This window comes from Castellaniella sp. S9 (genome assembly GCF_027257175.1).
Lineage (GTDB): Bacteria > Pseudomonadota > Gammaproteobacteria > Burkholderiales > Burkholderiaceae_B > Castellaniella.
The window spans coordinates 1-920 of sequence record NZ_JAPFGD010000025.1; the positions used below are offsets into that span (position 1 = coordinate 1).

Consider the following 920-nt stretch of genomic DNA (forward strand, 5'->3'; position numbering starts at 1 on the left):
GTGGTGAAGCCGCCGCGCCGGTCGCTGCGCACATGCACGGCGACACGGTTGCCACGATGCAGCAACTCCACCGCATGGATCGTCAGGCGGGCATCCAGGGTGCTGCCCACCAGGGCGTGGGGCACGCTGTAGCGGTGGCCGTCGAGCTCCACGTGATAGTCCACATGCACGCGCACGCTCTTGAAGCGGGCGTACTCGTAGCGACTGGCCGGCAAGGGCCTCAGGGCCGGGGCGTCGATGCTGGCAAACACACTGGTACGGCTGCCGGGCAGCTTCTGGAAGGTGCGCTCATTGAGCTGCGTGAGCAGGGGCTGGATGGCCCGGTTGGCTGCGACCAGGGTCGGCAAACGGGTATGCCGCAGGCGCGCCAGGATCCAGCGCTCGACGACCTGTACGGCTGACTCCACGCTGGCCTTGTCCTGAGGCGTATAGGGCCGTGCCGGCAAGATCGAGCAGCCATAGTGCTGGGCGAAGTCCAGCACCGTGTCGTTCACACGCGGCTCGTAGCGATCCGGCTGGGCGATGACTGCGCGCGGGTTATCGGGCACGATCAGCTCGGGCACGCCGCCCATGAAGTGCAGTGCCCCCATCATGCCGGCAATCCAGTCGGCGGTCTTCTGCCCGGGCAGCGCCTGGGCGTAGGTGTAGTGCGAAGCGCCCATGGCCGAGACGAACAGGTGGACGCGGGCGCCGTCTGCCAGCGCCAACGTGGGGCCGGCGAAGTCCACGAACAGCTTCTCGCCGGCCCGGTGCACCTGACGCATGGAACGCTTGAGCGTCTTGGCGTACTGCCGGTAGCGCTCGCAGAACTGGCTGTATTGCAGGGTGCGCCGCCCCAGGTGGTTGGCCTGATACTCCTGCCACAGCAACATCAGGGTGATGCCCTTGCGAGAGAGTTCTTGGTGGATAACGGCGTAGTC

At 66.7% G+C, this 920-nt stretch carries 1 protein-coding gene; it reads right to left on the reverse strand.

The window, feature by feature from the left end; genetic code table 11:
* On the reverse strand, nt 1-920 hold a 920-nt coding region (gene istA, locus OOZ48_RS18395), incomplete at both ends, for an IS21 family transposase (RefSeq protein WP_269500268.1).